An 18,005-nucleotide genomic window follows, 5' to 3' on the forward strand; every position below is an offset into this window, starting at 1 on the left:
TCAGTGGCCGGCGGCGGCGAGCTTCACCGCGTCGAGCAGCGCCGTATGGGATTGGATGAGATGATCGACCGAGGCCTGCGTCGAGGCGAGGATCTGCCCCGGCAGCACGCCGTAATAGATCGTCAGAACGACTAGCGGCGCAAAGATCAGCATCTCGCGCGGCGACAGATCGACGAGGTCCTTGAGGCTCGCCTTCTCCAGCGCGCCGAAGACGACCCGGCGATAGAGATAGAGCGCATAGGCCGCAGAGAAGATCACGCCGGTCGCCGCGAAGAGCGCCACCCAGCTATTGGCCTTGAAGGCGCCGGCGAGCGTCAGGAATTCGCCGATGAAGCCCGTGGTGCCCGGCAGGCCGACATTGGCCATGGTGAAGAGCATGAACACGAAGGCGTAAACCGGCATGCGGTTCACGATGCCGCCATAGGCCGCGATCTCGCGCGTATGCATGCGATCGTAGATGACGCCGACGCAAAGGAAGAGCGCGCCCGCGACCAGGCCGTGCGAGATCATCTGGAACATCGCGCCCTGCACGCCCTGCGGGTTCAGCGTGAAGAGGCCCATCGTCACATAGCCCATATGGGCGACGGAGGAGTAAGCGATGAGCTTCTTGATGTCCTCCTGCACCAGCGCGACGAGCGAGGTGTAGATGATCGCGATGATCGACATCGCATAGATGAGCGGCGCGAAATAGACCGAAGCGTCGGGGAACATCGGCAGCGAGAAGCGGATGAAGCCGTAGCCGCCCATCTTCAGAAGGATCGCCGCCAGAATGACCGAACCCGCCGTCGGCGCCTCGACGTGGGCGTCGGGCAGCCAGGTATGAACCGGCCACATCGGCATCTTCACCGCGAAAGAGGCGAAGAAGGCCAGCCACAGCCAGGTCTGCATGTTCTTCGGGAAATCGGTCTTCAACAGCACCGTGATGTCGGTCGTATGCGCGTGATTATACATCGCGAGGATCGCGACCAGCATCAGCAGCGAACCGGCGAGCGTGTAGAGGAAGAATTTGAAGCTCGCGTAGACGCGCCGCTTGCCGCCCCAAATGCCGATGATCAGGAACATCGGAATGAGGCCGCCCTCGAAGAAGAGATAGAAGAGGACGAGGTCCAGCGCGCAGAAGACGCCGATCATGAGCGTCTCGAGCACGAGGAAGGCGAGCATATATTCCCGCACCCGCTTCGTGACCGACTCGAAGGAAGCCAGGATCGAGAACGGCATGATGAAGGTGGTGAGCAGGACGAGCGGCATCGAAATGCCGTCGACGCCGAGCTTGTAGATCAGGCCCGAGCCGAACCAGTTCTTTTCCTCGACGAACTGAAAGCCCGGGTTCGACGTATCGAAGCCCGCCCAAATGTAGAGCGACAGGGCGAAGGTGACGAGCGTCGTCAGCAGCGTCGCCCAGCGGATGTTGCGCAGGCTCGCCTCGTCGTCGCCCTTCTGCGTCAGCAGAAAGGCTGCGCCCACCAGCGGTAGAAACGTAAGGCCGGTAAGAATGCCGAACCCAAACATCAGCGCAGCCCTCCGGCGACGAAATAAGTGACGATAGCGGCGACGCCGATGAGCATGGCGAAGGCGTAGTTGTAGATGAAGCCGGTCTGCAGACGGACGGCGATCTTGGCGCCGTCGGCGACGCGCGCGGCCACGCCGTCCGGGCCCAGCCCGTCGATGATGGCGCCGTCGCCGCCCTTCCAGAACAGACGGCCGATCACGAAGGCCGGCTTCACGAAGATCGCGTCATAGAGCTCGTCGAAATACCACTTGTTGAGCAGGAACTGGTAGAGGCGCGGGAAAGCGCCCGCGAGTTGCTGCGCGGTTCCGGGCTTCAGCACATAGACGTAGAGCGCCACGAGGAAGCCCAGCACCATCATTGCCGTGGGCGAATAGCCGGCCCAGGCGGGGATGCTGTGCATCTCGTGCAGCACCTCATTGTGCTCGCTCGTGAACAGCGCGCCCTTCCAGAATTCGCCGTAAGCATGGCCGGCGAAATAGGGCTCGAAGATGTAGCCCGCGCCAATCGCTCCGACGGCGAGAACCGCAAGCGGGATCAGCATGACGATCGGCGACTCATGCGGCGCATGATGCCCATGCCCGTGATCGTCGTGACCATGCGCGTGATCGTCGTGAGCGGCGGTCTCCGCGTCATGCGTGTGATGCGGCGCCTCATGCCCCGCGCGATGACCGAAGAAGGTCATGAACACCAGGCGCCAGGAGTAGAAGGAGGTCAGACCCGCCGCAACCACCGTCGAGACAAAGCCGAGCATCGCAGCCGTGCTGTGGCCGCTCGCCGCAAAGGCCGCCTCGATGATGCCGTCCTTGGAGAAGTAGCCCGCGGTCAAGGGGAAGCCCGTCAGCGCCAACGTGCCGATGGTCATCATGGCGAAGGTGAAGGGAATGTCCTTCCGCAGCCCGCCCATGTTGCGCATGTCCTGCTCGTGATGCATCGCATGGATGACCGAGCCGGCGCCCAAGAAGAGCAGCGCCTTGAAGAAGGCGTGCGTGAAGAGGTGGAACACGCCGAGCGAATAGGCGCCGACGCCCTCGGCGACGAACATATAGCCGAGCTGCGAACAGGTCGAATAAGCGATGACGCGCTTGATGTCGTTTTGGACCAGACCGACCGTCGCGGCGAAGAAGGCGGTGACGGCGCCGATGACCGTCACGAACGCGAGGGCGGCCGGCGCATGCTCGAAGATCGGCGACAGACGCGCGACCATGAAGACGCCGGCGGTGACCATGGTGGCGGCGTGGATGAGCGCCGAGACCGGGGTCGGGCCTTCCATGGCGTCCGGCAGCCAGGTGTGCAGGAAGAACTGCGCCGACTTGCCCATCGCGCCGACGAAGAGAAGGAAGGCGGCGATCGTCAGCGCATCGACGTCGAGACCGAACACATGGATCGGCTTGCCGGCGAGGCCGGGCACAGCGGCGAAGACCTCGTTGAAGGTCAGCGACTGGGTGAGCTGGAAGATCAGGAAGATCCCGAGCGCAAAACCGAAATCGCCGACGCGGTTGACGACGAAGGCTTTGATGGCGGCGGCGCAGGCCGAGGGCTTCTCATACCAGAAGCCGATCAGCAGGTAAGACGCGAGACCCACGCCTTCCCAGCCGAAGAACATCTGCACGAGATTGTCGGCCGTCACCAGCGTGAGCATGGCGAAGGTGAAGAGCGACAGATAGGCGAAGAAGCGCGGACGCGACGGATCCTCATGCATATAGCCGATCGAATAAAGGTGCACGAGGCTCGACACGGTGGTCACGACGACGAGCATCACCGCTGTCAGCGTATCGACGCGCAGCGCCCAATCGACCTTCAGCGCCCCGACCGTCATCCAGTTCGCGAGCACCGGCGTGAAGCCGTGGTTATGGCCGAGCGCGACGTCGACGAAGGTGATCCACGACATGGCCGCGGAGGCGAACAGCAAGCCCGTGGTGACGAGCTCCGAAGGGCGCGGCCCGATCTTGCGCCCGAAGACGCCGGCGATCAGGAAGCCGAGCAGCGGCAGGAAGACGATTGCTTGGATCATCGCTCTAGATCAGCCCTTCAAGGAATTGATGTCTTCGACCGCGATGGTGCCGCGGTTGCGATAGAAGGCGACGAGGATCGCGAGGCCGATCGCGGCCTCCGCCGCCGCCACGGTGAGCACGAAGAGCGCGAACACCTGGCCGACGAGGTCGCCGAGCGACTGCGAGAAGGCCACGAAATTCAGATTCACCGACAAGAGGATCAGCTCCACCGACATCAGAATGACGATGATGTTCTTGCGGTTGAGAATGATGCCCGCGACGCCGAGCGTGAACAGGATCGCAGCGACGACGAGGTAATGTGTCAGGCCGATGGTCATGGTCTTTCCTCGTTAGACGCCCGTCCGGAACGGAACCTTCTTGACTTCAATGACATTCTTCGCGTTGCGCGCGTTCTGCGCCGCGATGTTCTGCCGCTTGACGTTCGGCTTGTGATGCAGCGTCAGAACGATCGCGCCGATCATGGCCGTGAGCAGCACCAGCGCCGACGCCTGGAAGAAGATCACATATTTTGTGTAGAGCACCTGCCCCAGCGCGGCGGTGTTCGAGACATTGGCGGCGATCGGCGTCTCGAGGAGATTTTTCGAAGCGCTCGACGGCTGCCAGCCCACGGCGACCATGCCGAGCTCGGCGAGCACGACGACGCCGACAGCCGCGCCGACTGGCAGATATTTCGAGAAGCCCTGCTTCAACTCCGCGAAGTCGACGTCGAGCATCATGACGACGAAGAGGAAGAGCACCGCCACCGCGCCGACATAGACCACGATCAGCAGCATCGCGAGGAATTCGGCGCCCGCCAGCAGGAAGAGTCCCGCGCCGTTGCAGAAGGCGAGGATCAGGAACAGCACCGAAATCACCGGATTGCGGGCGAAGATCACCACGCAGGCCGACGCGATCATGATCGTCGCGAAGAGGTAGAAAAATACAGCCGCCACGGCCTCATCCTCTCATCAAGAGCCGCGCGAGGCGGCTCGTATCGTTCCTTACCGGTAGGGCGCGTCCAGCGCGATGTTGCGCGCGAGCTCGCGTTCCCAACGGGCGCCGTTCTCGAGCAGGCGCTCCTTGGTGTAGTAGAGCTCCTCGCGCGTCTCGGTCGCGAATTCCTGGTTCGGCCCCTCGACGATGGCGTCGACCGGGCAGGCTTCCTGGCAGAAGCCGCAATAGATGCACTTCACCATGTCGATGTCGTAGCGCGTCGTGCGGCGGGTGCCGTCGTTGCGGCGCGGGCCGGCCTCGATGGTGATGGCCTGGGCGGGGCAGATCGCCTCGCAGAGCTTGCAGGCGATGCAGCGCTCTTCGCCATTGGGGTAGCGTCGCAGCGCGTGCTCGCCGCGGAAGCGTGGCGAAATCGGGTTGCGCTCATGCGGATAGTTGATGGTCGCCTTCGGCTTGAAGAAGTAGCGCATCGACAGCAGGAAGGCGCCGACGAACTCGGAGAGGAAGAGCGACTTTGCGGCTGTGTCCAGTCTCATGACTTAGCTCGCGATCAGGCCGGGGCCGAATTGAAGGGCCGCAGCGACGACGATGACCATGACGAGCGAGATCGGCAGGAAGACTTTCCAACCGAGGCGCATGAGCTGATCGTACCGGTAACGCGGCACGAAAGCCTTCACCATGGCGAAGAAGAAGAAGAAGAAGCTGACCTTCAGGATGAACCAGATCACGCCCGGCACGAGGGTGAAAGGCGCGATGTTCACCGGCGGCAGCCAGCCTCCGAAGAAGAGGATCGTCAGCAGCGCGCACATGGTCACGATCGCCACGTATTCGGCGAGCATGAACAGCACGTAGGGCGTCGCCGAATATTCGATCATGAAGCCCGCAACGAGCTCCGACTCGGCTTCGACGAGGTCGAAAGGCGGGCGGTTCGTTTCAGCCAGCGCCGAGACGAAGAAGATGATGAACATCGGGAAGAGACGCAGCCAATACCAGCCGGCCATGCCGTAGGACGTGTCCTGCGCGCGGACGATGTCGGTCAGGTTCAGCGAGCCGGCGCAGAGCAGCACGGTGATGATGACGAAGCCGATCGAGACTTCGTAGGACACCATCTGCGCGGCGGAGCGCAGCGCCGACAGGAAGGGATATTTCGAGTTCGACGCCCAGCCGCCCATGATCACGCCATAGACGCCCAGCGACGACAGCGCGAAGATGTAGAGGATGCCGACATTGATGTCGCCGACGACCCAGCCGCCGTCCGACACAGGGATAACCGCCCAGGCGGCGATGGACAGCGTCGCCATGATGAAGGGCGCGAACAGGAACACGCCCTTGTTCGCCGTATCCGGGATCACCGGCTCCTTGAGCGCGAATTTGATGAAATCCGCGAAGCTCTGCAGCAGGCCCCAGGGACCGACGACGTTCGGGCCGCGACGCAACTGCACCGCCGCCCAGATCTTGCGGTCGGCGAGAATGACATAGGCGACATAGATCAAGAGCACGACGGCAATGAGCACGCTCTTGATGAGCGCGAGCAGAACCGGGCTCTCGGCGAGATAGGCAGTGATGGCGTTCATCCAATCGCTCACGTCTTCGCTCCTATTCCGCCGCTTGGGCCTGCCGGCCCTGCGCGAGAGCCGAACAATCCGCCATGACCGCCGAGGCGCGCGCGATCGGATTGGTGAGGTAGAAATCGCCGATCGCGGGGACGAAAGCGTCCTTCATTGCGACGGCCGCATGGCCGGCGAGCTTGACGACATCGCCCGGATTGCCGGCCTCGATCTGGTCGATGCGGGCAAAATGCGGATGCGCCTCGACGAGCTTCTTGCGTAGCTGCGCCAGCGAGTCGAAGGGCAGCGCATGCCCGACCACCGCCGACAAAGCGCGCAGGACCGCCCAATCCTCGCGGGCTTCGCCCGGCGGGAAGACGACGCGCGAGGCAAGCTGCACGCGGCCCTCTGTGTTCACATAGAGACCGGATTTTTCCGTATAGGCGGCGCCCGGCAGGATCACGTCGGCGCGATGCGCGCCACGGTCGCCATGCGTGCCGATATAGACGACGAAGGCGCCCGGATCGACCGCGATTTCATCCGCGCCCAGCAGGAACAGCAGGTCCATCGCGCCGGCCTTGGCCATCGCCTGCGCATCGAGGCCGCCCTGAGCCGGCGTGAAGCCGAGATCGAGCGCGCCGACGCGCGAGGCTGCGGTATGCAGCACCGAGAAACCGTTCCAGCCTTCCGCGCTGCTGAGCTTCTGCGCCGCCTGGGCCGAGAGCGCGAGGATGGCGTCGCCGTCGGGACGCGACAGAGCGCCCTGCCCCACGATCACCAGAAGCTTGCCGACCGGCTTCGCCTCCTGGATGAAGCGCAGCAGCGAATCCGGGCCGGCGCCGATATAGTCGTAGTCATAGGTGAGATCGGCCTTCTCGCCGACCACCGAGATCTTGAGATCGCCCTTCAGCCAGCGCTTGCGGATGCGGGCGTTGAGAACCGGCGATTCCTTGCGCGGGTTGGAGCCCACGATGAGCAGCGCGTCCGCCTGATCGATGCCGGCGATCGTCGAATTGAAGATGTAGGAGCCGCGGCCGAATTTCGGATCGAGCTTGGCGCCGTCCTGGCGGCAGTCGAAATTCGGCGAGCCGAGCTGCTGCATCAGCAGCTTTAGCGCGAAAACCTCTTCAGCGGCGGCAAGGTCGCCCGCGATCGCGCCAGTGCGGCCCGGCGCGCTCGCCTTGCGCTTGGCGGAAATCAGCTCGAAGGCTTCCTTCCAGCTCGCAGGGCGCAGTCGGCCGTTCTCGCGCACATAGGGGCGATCGAGGCGCTGCGTCTTCAGGCCGTCGACGATCTGGCGGGTCTTGTCGGAGATCCACTCCTCATTCACCGCGTCATTGACGCGCGGCAGGATGCGGATGACCTCGCGGCCGCGCGAGTCGACGCGGATCGCCGAGCCCAGCGCATCCATGACGTCGATCGTCTCGGTCTTCTGGTATTCCCACGGACGGGCGCGGAAGCTCTGGGGCTTGGGCAGCAGCGCGCCGACCGGGCAGAGGTCGGCGACATTGCCCTGCAGCTCCGAGGTCATCGCGCCTTCGAGATAGGTGGTGATCTCCATATCCTCGCCGCGGCCGATGGCGCCCATGTCGCCGGTGCCCGCGACTTCCGCGGTGAAGCGGACGCAGCGCGTGCAGTGGATGCAGCGGTTCATCTCGGTCTTGACAAGGACGCCGATATATTTGTCCTCAACCGCGCGCTTGTTCTCGTGATAGCGCGAGCTGTCGCCGCCGAAGGCCAGCGCCTGGTCCTGCAGATCGCATTCGCCGCCCTGATCGCAGATCGGGCAGTCGAGCGGATGGTTGACGAGCAGGAACTCCATCACGCCTTCGCGCGCCTTCTTCACCATCGGAGATTTGGTGAAGACTTCCGGCGGCGCGCCATTCGGGCCCGGACGCAGATCCTTGACCGACATGGCGCAGGACGCCTGCGGCTTCGGCGGACCGCCCTTCACCTCGACGAGGCACATGCGGCAATTGCCGGCGATCGACAGGCGCTCGTGATAACAGAAGCGCGGCACCTCGGCGCCCGCCTCCTCGCACGCCTGGAGAAGCGTGAACTCTCCCGGAACGTCCACCTCGACGCCATCGACGAGAATCTTTGTCACTTCGCTCTCTCCGAAGTCGTAACGCGCTTGTTCATGATCACTCCGCCGCCTCGCGAATGGGCTCGGGGTGCGGATTGGCCGAGTATTGGTCGATGCGCTCTTCGATCGTCTCGCGGAAATGCGTGATGAGGCCCTGGATCGGCCAGGCCGCCGCATCGCCGAGCGCGCAAATGGTGTGGCCTTCGATCTGCTTCGACACGTCGAACAGCATATCGATCTCGCGCTTATGCGCGCGGCCTTCGACCATGCGCTGCACGACGCGATACATCCACCCCGTACCCTCACGGCAGGGCGTGCACTGGCCACAGCTCTCGTGCTTGTAGAAATAAGCGAGGCGCGCGATGGCGCGGATGATGTCGGTGGACTTGTCCATGACGATCACCGCCGCCGTGCCGAGGCCGGAGCCGAGCTTGACGAGGCTGTCGAAGTCCATCGGGCAGTCGATGATCTGATGCGCAGGAACGCAGCGCACCGACGAGCCACCGGGAATGACGGCGAGCAGATTGTCCCAACCGCCGCGAATGCCGCCGCAATGCGCATCGATCAGTTCGCGGAAGGAGATGGACATCGCCTCTTCGACGTTGCACGGCCGATTGACGTGGCCGGAGATCGAAAAGAGCTTGGTGCCCGTGTTGTTCGGCTTGCCGATGCCGGCGAACCAGGCCGGGCCGCGACGCAGAATAGTCGGAACGACGGCGATGGATTCGACGTTATTGACCGTGGTCGGGCAGCCATAGAGGCCGACATTTGCCGGGAACGGCGGCTTCAGGCGCGGCATGCCCTTCTTGCCTTCGAGGCTCTCGATCAGCGCCGTCTCTTCGCCGCAGATATAGGCGCCGGCGCCGTGATGGACGTAGAGGTCGAAGGGATAGCCGTGGACATTGTTCTTGCCGATGAGGTTCGCCTCATAGGCTTCGTCGACGGCCTTCTGCAGAGCGATGCGCTCGGCGATGAATTCGCCGCGCACATAGATGTAGCAGGCATGCGCGCCCATCGCGAAAGACGCGACCAAAGCGCCCTCGACCAGCGTATGCGGGTCGTTGCGCATGATCTCGCGGTCTTTACAGGTGCCGGGCTCGGATTCGTCGGCGTTGATGACGAGGTAATGCGGCCGCTTGGGGTCGACTTCCTTCGGCATGAAGGACCATTTGAGGCCCGTCGAGAAGCCCGCGCCGCCGCGGCCACGAAGGCCGGAAGCCTTCACTTCCTCGATGATCTTGTCGCGGCCCCTGGCGAGCAAAGCCTTGGTGCCGTCCCACTGGCCGCGCGCGCGGGCGCCGGCGAGCGAACGGTCGCCGAGGCCGTAGAGGTTCGTGAATATGCGGTCTGCGTCGGAAAGCATGATCCGTCCTTACGCGTGCGGCGTGTCGATGATTTCGAGGCGGCGCTCGATGCGGGACATGCGCCCCTCCATCGCGCCGGACGCCTCGTAAATATTCGCCAGATCCATATGAAAAGCGCCCATGCGATTGTCGATTGCAGCAATGGCCGACCGAAGCGCCCTGACCTCCCCACGCGATTCGCGCATGGATTCTTCGAGATTGCCGAGGCGCGCCTGTATCGCCTTCAGCACTTCATAGATCAGTTCGTTCGTGACTTCGGCCATAGCGCGCTCCGTCACTTCTGGCCGTAGAGCGAGGTGAGGCTCGTAAGCCCTCCCTCGGGCTCGGAGGATTCGCGGCCCTTCTGCGAGCCGATCTTCACCGGACGGCCGGCGGCGAGATCGTCGAGCAGCTTCTCGAAATTCTCGGCCGTGAGGTCCTCGTAATAATCGTCGTTGATCTGCACCATGGGCGCATTGCAGCAGGCGCCGAGGCACTCGACTTCGAGCCAGGAGAACAGGCCGTCGGCCGTCACCTTGCGTTGCGGACCCACGCGGCGCTCGAGCACCTTGATGAGATCGTCCGAGCCGCACAGCATGCAGGGCGTCGTGCCGCAGAGCTGGATGTAGAATTTCCCAACCGGCTCGAGGTTGAACATCGTGTAGAAGGTCGCGACCTCCAGCACGCGGATCTTCGGCATGCCGAGCGTCTCGGCGACCTTCTCGATCGCCTTCTGCGGCAGCCAATAATTATTCTGCTTCTGCGCCTGCCACAAAGCGGGCACGACCGCCGAGGCCTGACGGCCGTCGGGATATTTGGCGATCTGCTTTTCGAGCCACGCCAGATTTTCTTGCGTGAACTCGAAGCTCTCGGGCTGCTGGTCGGCGAGACGACGGACGGACATTAGCGATCGACCTCCCCGAAGACGATATCGAGCGAGCCCAGGATCGCCGAGACGTCGGCGAGCATATGGCCCTTACACATGAAATCCATGGACGAGAGATGGGCGAAGCCCGGCGCGCGGATCTTGCAGCGATAGGGTTTATCGCCGCCGTCCGACACCAGATAAACGCCGAATTCACCCTTGGGCGCCTCGACCGCCGCGTAGACTTCGCCGGCCGGAACGTGGAAGCCCTCGGTGAACAGCTTAAAGTGATGGATGAGCGCTTCCATCGAGCGCTTCATGTCGCCGCGCGACGGCTGGGTGATCTTGTGGTTCGGCGTCAGCACAGGACCCCGACCGTCGGCGCGCAGCAGCTTCTCGACGCACTGCTTCATGATGTAGGTCGACTGGCGCATCTCCTCCATGCGGATCACCGCGCGGTCGTAGCAGTCGCCGTTCTTGCCGACGGGGATGTCGAACTCCATCTCCTCGTAGCACTCATAGGGCTGCGCCTTGCGCAGATCCCAGGCCGCGCCGGAGCCGCGCACCATCACGCCCGAATAGCCCCATTTCCAGGCGTCCTCGAGCGAGATCACGCCGATGTCGACGTTGCGCTGCTTGAAGATGCGGTTCTCGATGAAGAGGTCCGCGAGATCGTCGCAGAGCTTCAGAAAGGGGTCGCAGAAGGCGCCGATGTCTTCGACGAGCTGATCCGGCAGATCGCGCGCAACGCCGCCCGGACGGAAATAATTGGCGTGCATGCGCGCGCCGGAAGCGCGCTCATAAAACACCATGAGCTTCTCGCGCTCTTCATAGCCCCACAGCGGCGGGGTCAGCGCGCCGACGTCCATCGCCTGCGACGTGACGTTCAAGAGGTGCGACAGCAGACGGCCGATCTCGGCGTAGAGAACGCGGATGAGCTGGCCGCGGCGCGGCACCTGCACGTCGAGCAGGCGCTCGATCGCGAGGCAGAAAGCGTGCTCCTGATTCATCGGCGCGCAATAGTCGAGCCGATCGAAGTATGGCACGTTCTGCAGATAGGTGCGCGACTCCATCAGCTTCTCAGTGCCGCGATGGAGGAAGCCGACATGCGGATCGACGCGCTCGACGACTTCGCCGTCGAGCTCCAGAATCAGGCGCAGAACGCCATGCGCCGCCGGATGCTGCGGGCCGAAGTTGATGTTGAAGTTACGCAGGCCCTGGGATTCGGGCTTCGTGGGGGCGATAGCTTGATCGTTCATCTGCGCCGCGCTCACTTGCTCGCCTTCTCATCGCCGGGAAGGTCGTATTTCACGGCCTCCCAAGGCGAGAGGAAATCGAAATTGCGGTATTCCTGCTGGAGCCGCACGGGCTCGTAGACGACGCGCTTGCGCTCATCGTCGTAACGCACCTCGACGAAGCCGGTCATGGGGAAGTCCTTGCGCAGCGGATGACCGTCGAAGCCATAGTCGGTCATGATGCGGCGCAGGTCGGGATGGCCCGCGAAGATCACGCCGAAGAGATCGTAGGTCTCGCGCTCGTACCAATCCGCGCCGGGAAACAGCGGAACGATCGAGGCGATGGGCGTGTCTTCGGCGACCGACGCCTTGATGCGGATGCGGCGATTGTGCTTGGGCGACTGGAAATGCGCCACGACCTCGAAACGCTCCTCGCGCTCCGGATAATCCGCGGCGGTGACGTCGATGAAGTTGACGAAGAGGCACTCGGGATCGTCGCGCAGATAGGTCGCCGCGTCGATCCAGCGGTCGCGCGCGATGGTGAGCGTGAGCTCGCCAAAAGCGACCTTCACCTCGGTCACCGCGCCGGGAAGAGCGCCGCTGACCCGCGCGCCGAGAGCTTCCAATTCAGCCGACATTCGTCAACCCCATTCAAGGACGCGAGCGCGTCCGTCACATTCCGTCATTGCGAGCGGAGCGAAGCAATCCGGTCCGCCGGATTGCTTCGTCGCTTCGCTTCTCGCAATGACGGCAGGCGCCATTGCCAATTTGCTTACCGCTCGATCGTGCCCGTGCGGCGAATCTTCTTCTGCAGCAGCAGCATGCCGTAGACCAGCGCTTCCGCCGACGGCGGGCTGCCCGGCACATCGCCGTCGGCCGGAATGATGAGGTCGCAGCCGCGCACCACCGAGGAGGAATAGTGGTAGTAGCCGCCGCCATTGGCGCAGGAGCCCATGGAGATGACGTAGCGCGGCTCCGGCATCTGGTCATAGACCTTGCGCAGCGCCGGCGCCATCTTGTTCGTCAGCGTGCCGGCGATGATGATGCAGTCCGACTGGCGCGGCGAGGCGCGCGGCGCAAAGCCGAAGCGCTCGAGATCGTAGCGCGGCATAGCCGCCTGAATCATCTCCACCGCGCAGCAGGCGAGACCGAAGGTCATCCACATGAGCGAGCCGGTGCGCGCCCAATTGATGACGTCGTCGGTCGCCGTGACGAAGAAGCCCTTGTCGGCCAGCTCTTCGTTGATCTGCAGGAAGAAGGGGTCGTCCGAACCGACCGGCTTGCCGGTGCGCGGATCGATGAGTCCCTTGGCCTGCGGCGCCACCAGCGTCTGATGGCCCTGGTTCGTGATCAATCCCATTCCAGCGCTCCCTTGCGCCACTCATAGACGAAGCCGACGGTCAGCACGCCGAGGAAAACCATCATCGACCAGAAACCGAAGACCCCGGCGTCCTTGAAGGCGACCGCCCAGGGGAAAAGAAACGCCACTTCGAGATCGAACACGATGAAGAGCAGCGACACGAGATAGAAGCGCACGTCGAATTTCATGCGCGAGTCGTTGAACGGATTGAAGCCGCACTCGTAAGCGGAGAGCTTCTCCGGATCCGGCGCCTTGAAGGCGAAGAGGAAGGGCGCGACGAGCAGCGCGCCGGAGATGATCGCGGAGAGCGCGATGAAGATCGCCAGCGGCATATATTGTTCGAGCAGCATCGGCATGAGTCGTGTCCGGTCGGTCCGACAGTGCGGCGGGGCGAAGGCCGCTTTCTCGGGAACTCTAAGTTGGAAAAGCTCCAGGCCGCGGGTTCCGTAACGCAGCGCCTTGTGCAAAGCAAGAGACAAGGACGGCCACGGCGAAGTTATGAGGGGAAAGCTTTTGGGAGAGACGCCTTTTCAGGCGTCCTGCCCATTTGCCGGTCCTTCCATCGCGCATTCTGAGAGAAACGCCGCCGCCGCCATTTCCTTGAATCGCGCCTCTCGGCGCGCCAGCGCCTCGGCGTCCGCGCCCCAGGCCCGCATCTGGAAGTCCTCGTCGATATGGGCGGCGGCCCAAGCCTGCGCAAGGTCGATATGATTCAGAGACTTGGCAAGCGCGAGAATCAGTGAGCCGGTCAGCGTCGTCATGACATGCAGGGCCGCGAGCCGCAGCGGCGCGCCCGCCCCCTCGCCGACATGCCGACGCACGGCCTCGGCGAGCGCCGCGATGGACTCGTCGGGCTGAGAGGCGAACATCACGCCCTCGGCGAGCGTCAGCCGCGCGCCGAACCGCTCGCGCGCGAAGGCCAGCAGCGGGTCCCATGCCGCCCTTTGCGCCGCAGCGAGACTCGCGGGCTCGCCGGCGCGGTAGCAGATCATGTCGGAGCCTGCGTATTTGACCAGCTCCGCCTCGACATCCGCCATTTGTGCGGCGACGCCGTCGAGGGCTGTGTTCACGAGCTTGGTCAGCGGCATTGTGGCCGGGTCGATATAGTCGCCCTGCCCCGCCCATTCCGCTGCGAGCGCCTCGGCGAGCTTGCGTGAGGGAACGACGACCCGGCGCCTAGCGGGGGTGTTGACCGGGCGCCCGTCGAGCAGGATCGAAAAGCCGCCTTCCGCCGCGCCGACCGTGGCCTCCTTGTAGAAGCGCTTCGGCAACGGAAGCGCGGGGTCGCGCGCGGCTTTCACGGGGTCACGCTCGGCGGCTGGCACGAAGAAGTCGGCGTCGAAGCCGGTGGGGGTGTCGGGCATGGGTTTTTCCAGTTTGTTGGAGCTGCTTGGCCCCCTCCCTGTCCCTCCCCCGCTCTCGCGGGAGAGGGGACGCTCACGATCGGCATCCCTGCTGAAGGCTACGATGTGCCCCCTCTCCCGCGTGAGCGGGGGAGGGTTGGGGAGGGGGCGCTACGCGTCCGGCGCATCCTCGATCGGGTCATATTGCTTCACATCGAAGCCGAAGAGCTCCCAGCTCTTCCTCATATGGTCGGGCAAAGGGGCGGTGACATCGAGCACGCCGCCTTTGGGATGCGGCAGCACGAGGCGCCGGGCCAGGAGATGCAGCTTGCGCTCCAGCCCGTCGGGCATGGCCCGCAACGGATCGCGGCGGCGCACCTCGTCCTCGGGGCGATGGCCATATTTGGGATCGCCGAAGATCGGATGGCCGATCGCCTCGGCATGGGCGCGCAATTGGTGGGTGCGGCCGGTCAGCGGCTTCATCGACAGCCAGGCGCAGCGCGGCGCCACCTTGTCGACAATGGCGTAATAGGTCAGCGAATGTTGCGCGTCGGCCTCGCCATGTTTGGCGACCCGCATTTTTTCGAGATCCCGCCCGGCGCCGCGCGTCTTCTCCATCCCTGCGCCCTTCGCAAGATAGAGCGAGACCCGCCCCTGCGCGGGCTTCGGCACGCCCTCGACCAGCGCCCAATAGATTTTCTTGGCCTGCCGCGAGCGGAAAATCTCGCCGAGGTCGGCCGCCATGCGCCGGTTCTTGGCGACGAGCAGCACGCCGCAGGTGTCGCGGTCGAGGCGGTGCACCAGCACGGGCCGGGAATCCCCCTTGGCCAGCGATTCGAGCATGCCGTCGATATGGCGCTTCTGGCCCGAGCCGCCCTGGGTCGCGAGACCAAAGGGCTTGTCGAGGACCATCAAATCCTTGTCCTCGAAGAGGGTCATCTCGCTGAGCGCCCGCGCGTCCTCGGGATTGGCGCGCTTGACGGCGGGGCTCGCGGGCTCCTCGATCTTGAGCGGCGGCACGCGGACCTTCTGGCCCTCCTCCAGCCGCGTCGAGGTCTCGACGCGCTTGCCGTCGACGCGCACCTCGCCCTTGCGGCAGATTTTGGCGAGATGGGAGAGCGCGAGCGACGGGTAGCGCCGCTTGAACCAGCGGTCCACGCGCATCCCCGCTTCGTCCTCGGTGACCATGGTCGTGGTCACGCCGGCGGCTTTGGCTTCCGGCGCGCTCATCGGGCGGCTCCCGGTCGCATATGTTTCGAAACTGCATGCATCGCCGCCTTATCGGACAATCCGCGCCGCCTGTCGATGGCGCTCGGCGCGTCGAAAAGCTGCGGGTCCGACGACCGTCGTCGCCGTAAGCTCGCGTTTTTGCCCTCGCCTTAGGCAGGAATTAATATTCGAGCCGCATGCAAGGGTTGCGGCAACCGCCTTCTTCCGAAGGCGCGTCCAAGGCCGCCTGGGCGGGCCATGAAAACCGAAAGCCTGATTGAAGCGAGATGGGCCGAGTTGATGCAAGAGGCTTCGCCGGCGGCGAAGCAATTGCTGGTGGCGCTCTGCGAAGGTCATGCGCGCGAATTCGCGGCGACCTTCTACACGGCAATGCTGCAGGACCCCGATGCGCACGGATTTCTCTCCGGTGAGGGGATGGTCGAGCGTCTGAGCGAAACCATGCGGCGCTGGATCGACGATATTCTGATGAATTGGGAGCCGTCGGCTCTCCCCCAACTGGTGGCCGCCCAGCGTCAGCTCGGCGCGGTGCACGCTCGCATCGGGATCCCGCTCGAACTGGTCATGCGCGGGATGCGTCTGCTCAAGCAGACGATCATCAACGCGCTGCTCGGCAACGCGATCAACCCCGACCATCTCGAAGCCGTGAAGATCTCCGTCGAGCGGATAGACATGGCCCTCGAAATCGCGGCGCATCAATATTACGCATCGAGCGAGACCGAGGCGCGCAAGGACGAGGCGTACCGCAATTACGCCGCCAGCGCGAATATGTCGGTCGAGCGGGAGCGTCAGCGCGCGGCCCTGTTCAGTTGGGAAAATGAGCTGCTGCACACTTTGGTGGTTAGCTCGGGCGAGAAGGCTCTCACGCCGATCTCACAATCGGGCTTCGGCCTTTGGCTGAGGCACAAGGCAAACTCGATCTTCCCGGCCGACGGCGAGTTTCTCGAGATTGTCGAGGCGACGGAACGGATCGACCGCGATCTGGCGCTTTTGCAATCGCCCGATGCGCCGCGCGCCTCCCAGGAAGAGGTCAAGCGCGTCATCGATCTCGTGTCGAAAGAGACCCGGCTTATCCGGGAAATTATCGAAACGCTCTTCGAGCGGCAGATCAATCTGGAATCCGGCCGCGATGCGCTGACGCATTTGCTGAGCCGGCGGTTCGAATCGACGGTTCTTGCCCGTGAAATCGAGATCAGCAGGAACACCGGCAAGCCCTTCGCGGCGCTCCTGCTCGACGTCGACCACTTCAAGAGCGTGAACGATACCTATGGCCATGAGGCAGGCGATCACGTCCTGCAGCATGTGGCGGGCGTCTTCATCGAAAATGTGAGAAGCGGGGATTTCGTTTTCCGCCATGGCGGCGAGGAGTTCCTGATCGTCTGCGTGGAGCTGACCGCCCAAGAGGCGCTCTGCGTCGCCAACAAGGTCCGCGCCGCCATCCAGGCGGAGCCCATCGCGATCTCGGACACGACCAAGCTTTCGCTTACGGTCAGCATCGGCGTTGCGGCCTATGACGGGCATCCGGATTATCAGCGCCTCATCGCGCGGGCGGACAGAGCGCTCTACGCAGCCAAGAACGGCGGCCGCAACAAATGCGTGCTCGCGGTCTGAATGGCGCGACGCACAGCGGTTTGACGATTTCTCGCGCGCCCCGTTACTCTCTTCGAAGTCATTGAAGAGAGAAATCAAAATGTCCAATTTTTACGGCCCTGCCCATCGCGAGCTCCAGGACGCGTTCGATTCGCGCCGTTTGGCCGACTTGATGGAAGGCGGCGTGATGCACGGCGAATTCGCGCCGCATGAAATCGGCTTCATCGAATCGCGCGACATGTTCTTTCTCGCCAGCATCGACCCGGCCGGCCGGCCGACCGTCTCCTACAAGGGCGGCGCAACGGGCTTCGTGCGCGTCACGGGGCCGAAGTCGCTTGTTTTTCCGTGGTTCGACGGCAACGGCATGTTCTATTCGGCCGGCAACATCGCCGAAAACAGCAAGGTCGGGCTGCTCTTCATCGACTTCGTGACCCCCAATCGCCTGCGTGTGCAAGGCGAGGCCAAATTGCTGCGGGACGCGGAGGCGGCTGCCGCTTTCCCCGGCGCGCAATTCGTCGTCGAGGTCGCGGTCGAGTCGATCTGGGTGAACTGCCCCCGCTATATCCATCCGCACCAGAAGGTCGCCGACTCGAAATATCTGCCCGACGCGGCGGGAGAGTCGCCGCTGCCCGGCTGGAAGCGGCTGGATGTGGCGCAAGAGGCCCTACGCCCCGATGACCGGGAGAAAGTCGCGGCCGCCGGCGGGGTCTTGGATTTCGAAGCCTATGGGGCGTTGATTCAGCGCGGCGAGGGGTGACGGATTTCCAGGCGAAACGCCGGGCGTGATCCCATCCCTCCCCTTTACGGGGAGGGTGGCCCCGCGTGAGCGGGGTCGGGTGGGGTGGGCAAAACCCCAACTATGTCGTTGCGGCGCGAACCCCACCCGGCGGCCTTTGGCCGCCGACCTCCCCGTAAAGGGGAGGTATTGGGCTAGCCGCGCGAGATCGCTATTTG

At 63.9% G+C, this 18,005-nt stretch carries 18 protein-coding genes; 2 read left to right on the forward strand and 16 right to left on the reverse strand.

The annotated features are described in order from the left end of the window. The 16 genes from JJT62_RS14000 to JJT62_RS14075 form a co-directional block, all read right to left on the reverse strand. Positions 1–1,509, reverse strand: a complete 1,509-nt coding sequence (locus JJT62_RS14000; RefSeq protein ID WP_202073396.1) for an NADH-quinone oxidoreductase subunit M — start codon at positions 1,507–1,509, stop codon at positions 1–3. Beyond that, on the reverse strand, positions 1,509–3,521 hold the full coding sequence (gene nuoL, locus JJT62_RS14005) for an NADH-quinone oxidoreductase subunit L (RefSeq protein WP_202073397.1): 2,013 nt from the start codon (positions 3,519–3,521) through the stop codon (positions 1,509–1,511). Before nuoL ends, JJT62_RS14000 begins: the two co-directional genes overlap by 1 nt. Before the next feature lie 9 nt (positions 3,522–3,530). Beyond that, a complete protein-coding gene (nuoK, locus tag JJT62_RS14010; protein ID WP_036287502.1) occupies positions 3,531–3,839 on the reverse strand; it encodes an NADH-quinone oxidoreductase subunit NuoK in 309 nt (102 codons plus the stop codon). Positions 3,840–3,851: 12 nt separating this feature from the next. Further along, positions 3,852–4,454, reverse strand: coding sequence for an NADH-quinone oxidoreductase subunit J (locus JJT62_RS14015; RefSeq protein ID WP_202073398.1), 603 nt, complete (start codon positions 4,452–4,454; stop codon positions 3,852–3,854). 48 nt (positions 4,455–4,502) lie between these two features. Further along, on the reverse strand, positions 4,503–4,991 hold the full coding sequence (gene nuoI / locus JJT62_RS14020; protein WP_165049116.1) for an NADH-quinone oxidoreductase subunit NuoI: 489 nt from the start codon (positions 4,989–4,991) through the stop codon (positions 4,503–4,505). Positions 4,992–4,994: 3 nt separating this feature from the next. After that, positions 4,995–6,029, reverse strand: a complete 1,035-nt coding sequence (nuoH, locus tag JJT62_RS14025; protein WP_202073553.1) for an NADH-quinone oxidoreductase subunit NuoH — start codon at positions 6,027–6,029, stop codon at positions 4,995–4,997. A gap of 22 nt (positions 6,030–6,051) precedes the next feature. After that, on the reverse strand, positions 6,052–8,109 hold the full coding sequence (gene nuoG / locus JJT62_RS14030) for an NADH-quinone oxidoreductase subunit NuoG (protein ID WP_202073399.1): 2,058 nt from the start codon (positions 8,107–8,109) through the stop codon (positions 6,052–6,054). Between the two features lie 37 nt (positions 8,110–8,146). Continuing rightward, positions 8,147–9,451, reverse strand: coding sequence for an NADH-quinone oxidoreductase subunit NuoF (nuoF, locus tag JJT62_RS14035; protein WP_202073400.1), 1,305 nt, complete (start codon positions 9,449–9,451; stop codon positions 8,147–8,149). A 9-nt stretch (positions 9,452–9,460) separates the two neighbouring features. Further along, complete coding sequence (locus JJT62_RS14040) at positions 9,461–9,715, reverse strand: hypothetical protein (protein WP_202073401.1); 255 nt, start codon at positions 9,713–9,715, stop codon at positions 9,461–9,463. Positions 9,716–9,726: 11 nt separating this feature from the next. Next, the gene (gene nuoE, locus JJT62_RS14045) at positions 9,727–10,335 is read right to left on the reverse strand and encodes an NADH-quinone oxidoreductase subunit NuoE (protein WP_202073402.1); all 609 of its coding nucleotides are present in this window, start codon (positions 10,333–10,335) and stop codon (positions 9,727–9,729) included. Beyond that, complete coding sequence (locus tag JJT62_RS14050; RefSeq protein WP_202073403.1) at positions 10,335–11,555, reverse strand: NADH-quinone oxidoreductase subunit D; 1,221 nt, start codon at positions 11,553–11,555, stop codon at positions 10,335–10,337. Before JJT62_RS14050 ends, nuoE begins: the two co-directional genes overlap by 1 nt. An 11-nt stretch (positions 11,556–11,566) precedes the next feature. Further along, positions 11,567–12,169 (reverse strand): NADH-quinone oxidoreductase subunit C, encoded by a 603-nt coding sequence (locus JJT62_RS14055; protein WP_202073404.1) that lies wholly within the window; start codon positions 12,167–12,169, stop codon positions 11,567–11,569. Between the two features lie 134 nt (positions 12,170–12,303). Continuing rightward, positions 12,304–12,891: an NADH-quinone oxidoreductase subunit B family protein gene (locus tag JJT62_RS14060; protein WP_202073405.1), complete on the reverse strand. Its 588-nt coding sequence runs from the start codon at positions 12,889–12,891 to the stop codon at positions 12,304–12,306. Continuing rightward, complete coding sequence (locus JJT62_RS14065; protein ID WP_202073406.1) at positions 12,882–13,247, reverse strand: NADH-quinone oxidoreductase subunit A; 366 nt, start codon at positions 13,245–13,247, stop codon at positions 12,882–12,884. Before JJT62_RS14065 ends, JJT62_RS14060 begins: the two co-directional genes overlap by 10 nt. Positions 13,248–13,421: 174 nt before the next feature. Further along, complete coding sequence (locus JJT62_RS14070; RefSeq protein WP_202073407.1) at positions 13,422–14,255, reverse strand: ATP12 family chaperone protein; 834 nt, start codon at positions 14,253–14,255, stop codon at positions 13,422–13,424. Positions 14,256–14,405: 150 nt separating this feature from the next. Continuing rightward, a complete protein-coding gene (locus tag JJT62_RS14075; RefSeq protein WP_202073408.1) occupies positions 14,406–15,464 on the reverse strand; it encodes an RluA family pseudouridine synthase in 1,059 nt (352 codons plus the stop codon). Between the two features lie 237 nt (positions 15,465–15,701). Here JJT62_RS14075 and JJT62_RS14080 point away from each other — a divergent pair, with 237 nt between their 5' ends. Beyond that, positions 15,702–17,072, forward strand: coding sequence for a diguanylate cyclase (locus JJT62_RS14080; RefSeq protein WP_202073409.1), 1,371 nt, complete (start codon positions 15,702–15,704; stop codon positions 17,070–17,072). Positions 17,073–17,151: 79 nt separating this feature from the next. Beyond that, complete coding sequence (locus JJT62_RS14085) at positions 17,152–17,808, forward strand: pyridoxamine 5'-phosphate oxidase family protein (RefSeq protein WP_202073410.1); 657 nt, start codon at positions 17,152–17,154, stop codon at positions 17,806–17,808. Positions 17,809–18,005: the final 197 nt, after the last annotated feature.

The sequence above is a fragment of the Methylocystis sp. Sn-Cys genome (assembly GCF_016745395.1).
Classification (GTDB): Bacteria; Pseudomonadota; Alphaproteobacteria; order Rhizobiales; family Beijerinckiaceae; genus Methylocystis; species Methylocystis iwaonis.

Bases quoted from the DNA above. Each gene is read 5' to 3' on its own strand.
- JJT62_RS14070 (WP_202073407.1), bottom strand. From the start codon at position 14,255: ATGCCCGACACCCCCACCGGCTTCGACGCCGACTTCTTCGTGCCAGCC.
- JJT62_RS14065 (WP_202073406.1), bottom strand. From the start codon at position 13,247: ATGCCGATGCTGCTCGAACAATATATGCCGCTGGCGATCTTCATCGCG.
- nuoK (WP_036287502.1), bottom strand. From the start codon at position 3,839: ATGACCATCGGCCTGACACATTACCTCGTCGTCGCTGCGATCCTGTTC.
- nuoF (WP_202073400.1), bottom strand. From the start codon at position 9,451: ATGCTTTCCGACGCAGACCGCATATTCACGAACCTCTACGGCCTCGGC.
- nuoE (WP_202073402.1), bottom strand. From the start codon at position 10,335: ATGTCCGTCCGTCGTCTCGCCGACCAGCAGCCCGAGAGCTTCGAGTTC.
- nuoL (WP_202073397.1), bottom strand. From the start codon at position 3,521: ATGATCCAAGCAATCGTCTTCCTGCCGCTGCTCGGCTTCCTGATCGCC.
- JJT62_RS14055 (WP_202073404.1), bottom strand. From the start codon at position 12,169: ATGTCGGCTGAATTGGAAGCTCTCGGCGCGCGGGTCAGCGGCGCTCTT.
- JJT62_RS14060 (WP_202073405.1), bottom strand. From the start codon at position 12,891: ATGGGATTGATCACGAACCAGGGCCATCAGACGCTGGTGGCGCCGCAG.
- JJT62_RS14080 (WP_202073409.1), top strand. From the start codon at position 15,702: ATGAAAACCGAAAGCCTGATTGAAGCGAGATGGGCCGAGTTGATGCAA.
- JJT62_RS14085 (WP_202073410.1), top strand. From the start codon at position 17,152: ATGTCCAATTTTTACGGCCCTGCCCATCGCGAGCTCCAGGACGCGTTC.
- JJT62_RS14000 (WP_202073396.1), bottom strand. From the start codon at position 1,509: ATGTTTGGGTTCGGCATTCTTACCGGCCTTACGTTTCTACCGCTGGTG.
- JJT62_RS14075 (WP_202073408.1), bottom strand. From the start codon at position 15,464: ATGAGCGCGCCGGAAGCCAAAGCCGCCGGCGTGACCACGACCATGGTC.
- JJT62_RS14050 (WP_202073403.1), bottom strand. From the start codon at position 11,555: ATGAACGATCAAGCTATCGCCCCCACGAAGCCCGAATCCCAGGGCCTG.
- nuoH (WP_202073553.1), bottom strand. From the start codon at position 6,029: ATGAACGCCATCACTGCCTATCTCGCCGAGAGCCCGGTTCTGCTCGCG.
- JJT62_RS14040 (WP_202073401.1), bottom strand. From the start codon at position 9,715: ATGGCCGAAGTCACGAACGAACTGATCTATGAAGTGCTGAAGGCGATA.
- nuoI (WP_165049116.1), bottom strand. From the start codon at position 4,991: ATGAGACTGGACACAGCCGCAAAGTCGCTCTTCCTCTCCGAGTTCGTC.